This window comes from Fulvivirga lutimaris (genome assembly GCF_009711525.1).
In the GTDB taxonomy this organism is placed as follows: domain Bacteria; phylum Bacteroidota; class Bacteroidia; order Cytophagales; family Cyclobacteriaceae; genus Fulvivirga; species Fulvivirga lutimaris.
In genome coordinates this window covers 21,576-28,260 of record NZ_SMLV01000401.1, presented here as the reverse complement: position 1 = coordinate 28,260, position 6,685 = coordinate 21,576, and the positions used below count along the sequence as shown (strand labels likewise).

Annotated in this window: 4 protein-coding genes; all 4 read right to left on the bottom strand. The window is 38.6% G+C overall.

Annotated features, from left to right (window positions below; all coding sequences use genetic code 11):
- On the bottom strand, nucleotides 1-183 hold a 183-nt coding region (locus E1140_RS21685; RefSeq protein WP_221412696.1), incomplete at its 3' end, for a hypothetical protein.
- A 25-nt stretch (nucleotides 184-208) separates the two neighbouring features.
- A complete protein-coding gene (locus tag E1140_RS13920) occupies nucleotides 209-3,013 on the bottom strand; it encodes a sugar-binding domain-containing protein (RefSeq protein WP_185153594.1) in 2,805 nt (934 codons plus the stop codon).
- A 10-nt stretch (nucleotides 3,014-3,023) separates the two neighbouring features.
- Nucleotides 3,024-5,621, bottom strand: coding sequence for a beta-mannosidase (locus tag E1140_RS13915; protein ID WP_155184917.1), 2,598 nt, complete (start codon nucleotides 5,619-5,621; stop codon nucleotides 3,024-3,026).
- A gap of 7 nt (nucleotides 5,622-5,628) precedes the next feature.
- On the bottom strand, nucleotides 5,629-6,675 hold the full coding sequence (locus E1140_RS13910; RefSeq protein WP_343034253.1) for a UDP-glucose--hexose-1-phosphate uridylyltransferase: 1,047 nt from the start codon (nucleotides 6,673-6,675) through the stop codon (nucleotides 5,629-5,631).
- Between the last annotated feature and the right edge of the window lie 10 nt (nucleotides 6,676-6,685).

Genomic DNA, 6,685 nt, shown 5'->3' with positions numbered 1-6,685 from the left:
CATCCCCACTGTGACTTTCTCTATAATAACCTTGCCATCAAGCGTGGCTGACCAAGAGATACCATCAGCACAGTTGACCTTAATTTGTATGCGTTTATCTGGAGAGCTAAGCTCGAGATTTTGAGCGAGCATCTGCCCAATAATTAGGAGAGAGATTGACAAGGTGGTTATAATTCTTTTCATGATACGGTATAGTTTGCTTATTTTTTTAAATGTTATTTCCACTGAGCAGGCTCTGCAAGTCATCGGCACTAAAGGTCTCTTGCGGTTTGAAATCGGTCGAATTCATATAATTTAGTATTGATTGATAAAGCTGTTTGGCTTCTGGTTTATCAGATAGCTTATCGAGTTGTGACATGCAAATCAACACACTACCAGCACCCACTTTAAATTCAAATATTAAACCCAGCTTATGATTTCTTTCAAGGTTGTCAATAACTTGAACAATTGGTCTGTAAGCTTTGCTTGTCTGATCCAATATCAATGAGTTACTTGCTTTTACAATAGAAAACCATTGCCAGTTGGTATGACAATCTGTTGGAAAGGAATTAAAAAGTGGGTGCGCTGGGTTTGTCAGTAAACCTAATGTGCCAGGTGAAACTGGTTTTTTGAGCCATTCACTAATTCCTTTGAACATGCCATAGTTCCAGAATTCTGGAGGGAATTGCCCTGCAAAACTATTTTGTTTCACATCTTCAGTTTGAGGAAATAGCAGCACTTTGGCACCACCTTGCAGTTCATCCAGCACCTGACTGGTTAACTTTTCAGAAACAATGATGCTTTTTGGAATCTCAACTTCTGCATGTGCAGGATAAACCCAAATAGGGTAGGAGTTACTGTATTCAGTGTCCGGTATTTCAATATTAATAGTGAGCTTTTCTGGTTTGACAAAAGAAGATAAAGACAGATTTATTTCTCCTTGATCAGATAATCCGCCATTGACAATTTCTCCGTTAGTGTTTGAGCCTTCATCGATGATTGTTCCATCTTGCTTTTTGATGCTCCAGATAATTCCGGTGTTGAAGTTTTGATTTGAATAATTAGCCACCACTATTTTGGCATTAAACTTTTCGTCATTAGTCCAACAGTATTTAGGAAACTCAAGAAGCACGGTAATATCATTACAAGATTGTTTCCATGCAGTAGGGCTAATCACATTTTTGCTATCCATAAAGGCGTCTAAAATACCTACCAATGCTGTGCCTTGTCCGGGAAAGTCCTGTAGGTCCAGCAATTGGAATCCGGCCATGCCTTTAGTGCGTAGTGCGGCTTCCATTTCAGCCTTGTAGCAAAGCGCAGACCATGCACCAGATGCCTTTTGAAAAATACTATCCATGTTTCCCATGCCTGCTTTTTCAAGGCGTTTTTTGAAAACTTCAAGATTCCTTGCGCTTAAAACCCCTGTGTATTTATCAATCTCCTTATAGTCAGGAAAGATCTGATATTGCCCAATCTCATGACTGACCAAAGGCATATTAAATTGGTGCACCGCATAATCAAAGTTCCTTTCAGTAGTAGGTAGACAAGTATTTAATATACCTCCCTCATCAGAATCGGCATAGGCATGAGTAAGTCTTGTATGAGTGAGAATAGTGTCGCCTTCTGAAGGTGTACGCACACCAACGAAAAAATCAGAGTAATCACTTGGAGGCATATACCCTATATTATTGTTTGATCCCATGGTATATAAAGGCCGGCTATCATAGTCCTTTAAGGCTATCATATTTTTATCAACATTATCATGGCCGCTCCATATTTCATTGCCTGGTGAAAACATAACAAATGAAGGGTGATTGGCATAAGCTTTTAATAATGCATAACCTTCGTCTAGCTGCATTTGCGCAGTTGTGTCAGATTCTAAACCACCCCAGAAAGGTAATTCTGCCTGTAAATAAATACCTTCTTGGTCTGCAGCAGTGAACGCTGCTTCAGGTGGGCAGTAGGAATGAAAACGATAATGATTGATACCATATGATTTGGCTATTTTATATACCCTTACCCAATCTTCAACATTCATTGGAGTATGGCCGCTGATAGGAAAAACAGCTGCCTCATGTTTTCCCCTTAAAAATGTTTTGCGTCCATTGATTGAAAACTGAGTGCCTTCAATAGAAAATTTGCGCATTCCGAAATCAACCGTCTTAGCGTCTTTGTTGTCAGCTGCTGATATACTTGCAGTTAAGTGATATATAGGTTGCTCATATTCGTCCCATAAGTCTGGATCTCTATCAAATGTATATTCTAACCTAATTTTAGGTTGATAATTAATTGTTGAATTGCTAATTGCTATTTGACTTGTATTGCCATTAACAGTCTTTCTTATGTTTAGCTGAACATCAAAACGCTCAATGCCTGCAGGATTTTCAATTTCTAAATCAACTTCAATTTTGTTCTTTTCAACATCTGGGTACACCTGCAGATTTGAAATATAGGTTTTTGACGCTGCTTCTAAATATAACTTACCAATAATGCCGTTCCAGTTGGTTTGAGTATCATCAGAGTAGATGTGGACATTGCCAAACGGGGTTAGTTTTAAGTCATTATTCACTTTAATAGTGATATGGTGTTCTCCTGGACTTAAATAATCTGGCACATCAAACATTTGTGGAGATTGGAGCAGTTGAGATGATCCAATCAAGGTGCTGTCAATCCATATTTGTGATGATTTGGTTCTCTCTAAGAACAATTGAATATGCTTATTATCGAAATTTTCAGGAATGACAATTTTCTTTCTATACCATGCCGCGCCTTCATATTTATACACCCTGTTAAGGTGCATTGTCGTTGTATCTTGATTGAGAATTCCTTTTTTGTTAGAATCAGTGGTGCCGGGAAGTTTTACAATATCGTTTAGATCAGATAAATACCACTGCTGCTCATTTCCAATATTTGCAGTATCTAAAGCAAACTGCCATTCTCCTTGCAAATCAACATAAGACCTATAATCCTCTTTATGTTCGCTGCAAGCGATGCATATTATCAGAAAAAGTAAATGAATGTACTTAGCCTTCACCATTTAAATTTTAATTATCATAAGTGTCAACCAGCGTTACTACTTTCAACTTCTTTTTGAAGGATTCAAAATCCATGTCATCTTTGCTAATGCTAACTGTTTTCTGGGTATTAGGGAGCATATCAAAATAGTTGTCTGAATAATTACTTGCCGACCCTGAAGATAGAAATACATCCTTGGCCAACTTTTTTGTACTCAGGTGGACTATAAATTCATCTTGATTTTCCGAAACGGAATAGTTGAGTTCTGGCTCAGGAAAATCAAGGTCCTTATAAGGGGATAGATAGCGAATGTTATGGGTAAGAACTTTACCCTCTGACATCAAAGTGGCAGTGAGCAATACACTTGATGAAATATCATTAGCAAGCTCACTTTTAGGAAGTATTAGTTGTTTATTAGAGCTATTTTCAATCACATCAATTGACTTATCCCAGCTCCCTAGTACATTTCCGTTAAAATCGATAAGGCTTACTTTTAGCTGAGCATTTATGGTCTTTAATGAATCAGAAATTACAAATACATTAATGTTATCATCCTTCTCGTCAAAACTGATCAAGAAGTTCTCGAAGGATTTTTTAGCAGTGTAATGTAAGGCTTTCCATTGCCCATAATAATCTATACTTGACCATGAGGCTACCGGCCAGCAGTCATTGATCTGCCAGTACAAGCTGCCCATGCATCGATCTCTATTTCGCCTGTGAGCTTCAATGCCAACCTTTATGCCATGGCTTTGCAACAACTGGCTAACATAAAGGAAGTTCTTAAAATCTTTGGGCTTTTTGTAGTGCCGGAGCATATACTCTTCAATGGTATTGTTACCAATGCTGGATCTTTGGTGAGATTTCATGACATCTGAATAAATATCATGATCCTCCGGGGTAGTATATTTTTGTACACTTTCAAATGAAGGAAATGATTGAAAACCATATTCTGACATAAAGCGGGGAATAGCTTTATTATAATTGTCAAAAGGCTCCTTACCCCACCAAACCATCCAATAATGAGCATCACCTTTTTCATGCGATTCTTTTTCACCAAAATCGCTTCCAGGAGATGATGGCCAATAAGATCGATTATTGTCATAGGCAGCAACTACTTCGGGAAGTATCTTATGGAAGACATCGTCATAGGCTTTCCAAATGGTGTCAGCTACAGCTTTTGATTGCTCCTTGGTCACATTTTCTTTCCATCCCCAATTTTCCCATGCTGATAGGTTTTCATTATTTCCACACCATAATGCAATTGAGGTATGATTTCTCAATCTTTTAACATTATCAATCGCTTCTTGCCTCACATTTTCGAGAAAGGCATCATCACCAGGAAACATGGCGCAGGCGAACATAAAATCCTGCCACACCAAAAGTCCCATTTCATCGCATAGCTGATAGAATTCTTTATTCTCGTAAATACCACCTCCCCAAACGCGAATCATGTTCATATTGGCTTCTTTTGCTGAAGTTAATATGTGCTTATATTGAGGTTCCTTGGCTCTGGTGAGAAATACATCCTGGGGGATATAATTTGCACCTTTCATAAAAACTGGATGGCCATTTACTTTAAAATAAAAAGAGGCCCCAATAGAATCAGCTTCTCTAACCAGTTCTATAGTTCTCAGGCCTATTTTATGAGATTTTGCATCCGTATATGAATTGGAAGTTATATTGGTTACCACATCGTACAAAACTTGCTCTCCCATACCATTTGGCCACCATAATTCTGGATTTGCTATCTCAAATGGAACATTTAGTGTGTTAATGCCTTTGGTAAGTTTTACTTCTACCGTTTTGATGGGCGTTCCATTGACCTCTATTTCTACTTGCGCACCTTCATCATCCTGGTTAGACATTACTTCTATAAAGGCAGTAAGACTTGCTTTCTCATCTATTGAATTTTGCTGGATAAATAAATCCTCAATTTTATGGTTGCTCCAGCTTCTTAAAGAAATTGGCCGCCATATGCCGGAGGTAACTAACCTGGGGCCCCAGTCCCAGCCAAAATGATAACCTGCTTTTCTCGTGAAAACACTTACCTTCTTTTCACCTTCAACCTTTCCAATTTTAGCCAGGTCATTGTCTGAAACCGGTATTTGAAAGGGTGTAGCATCGTACTTTTCTATTCCTTTTTTTATTGGTGATACTAGCAGCACTCTAAGTTTATTTTCTCCAGCTTTTAGCAGTTCCTTCACCTCCACACTATAATTTCTGAACATATTATCTGTTTCGAGGATCAGAGAATCGTTTAGATAGATGTTGCTGTAAGTGTCCAGGCCAGAAAAATCTAATTCTACCTTCTGTTCAGAGAGAAGGACTTCAGAAACATTAAAGCTTGTTTCATATTCCCAATCTTCTTTATCAATCCATTGCAGATTATGCTCATTCAACCTGTAGAAGGGATCTTCTATCTTTCCCAGATTAATAAGGTCTGTATGAACAGTTCCAGGAACTGTGGCTTGATTCCACTCTGTATCATTTGAGCTTTTAAACCTCCAGTTTTCGTTCAGTTCTGTTTCAGAAACTGACATAGAATCAGGCTGATTTCCACAGCTTAACAAAGAAATTAAAATGAGAACAAAGAATAGAGAGTTTTGCAGTGTGTTGGATTTGTGCATAGTAATTTTATTTGGTGGTAGACATTTTATAATGAATACCTGAAAGTTCTTTTAATCTTGTAGCGGCTTGTTCTGGAGTTATATCGCGTTGCGGATTAGCTAACATTTCATAGCCCACCATAAATTTTTTGACCGTGGCAGACCTGAGTAGAGGTGGATAAAATGTCATATGCCAATGCCAATGCGGGTGGTCCTTTCCATCATAAGGCGCCTGATGAATACCAGCCGAATAGGGAAATGATGTTTCAAATAGGTTGTCGTAGCGGATGGTGAGCCACTTATAGGCACAGGCAAATGCTTTTTGCTCTTCCTGGTTCATTTCTGTAATCCGTTGCATTGGCCTGTTAGAGATTATCATTGCTTCGAAAGGCCATATCGCCCAAAAAGGCACAACAATAGTAAACTGATCATTTTGGTACAGTACTCGGGTTTCTTCCTGATCCTCAGCTTTTAAGTAGTCGCCAAGCAATGTTGACTTATGCTTTAAAAAGTAATCCGCTTGATTGGAGCTTTTCTTAGCAGGCTCATCAGGAATACTTTCCTGCGCCCAGATCTGTCCATGAGGGTGTGGATTGGAGCAGCCCATAATACTGCCTTTATTTTCAAATATTTGTACGTGGTTAATAAATGATTTCTTCCCTAATTCCTCGCATTCCTCAATCCACAGCTTTACCACCTTTTCAATTTCTGAAATTTTCATTTCTGGAATGGTGAGATCATGTCTGGGACTAAAGCATATTACTTTACAGATACCTCTTTCACTTTTATATCTAAAAAAACCTGAATTTTCTACTGCAGAAGGAACTTCAGGTTGTATTGCGGCAAAGTCATTTTCAAAGGTGAAAACACTTTCATAATCAGGATTGGTTTCACCATTGGCACGCTGGTTCCCCGGGCATAAATAGCATGTTTTATCATAGCTCTTTGCCTCAGCTAAATCAGTTGTCTCCTTTTGGCCCTGCCATGGTCTTTTAGCCCGATGAGGAGAAACCTGCACCCATTCTCCGGTCAGTAGATTGTAGCGTCTGTGTGAATGATTGTCAATGGAAAACATAGTCATTTTC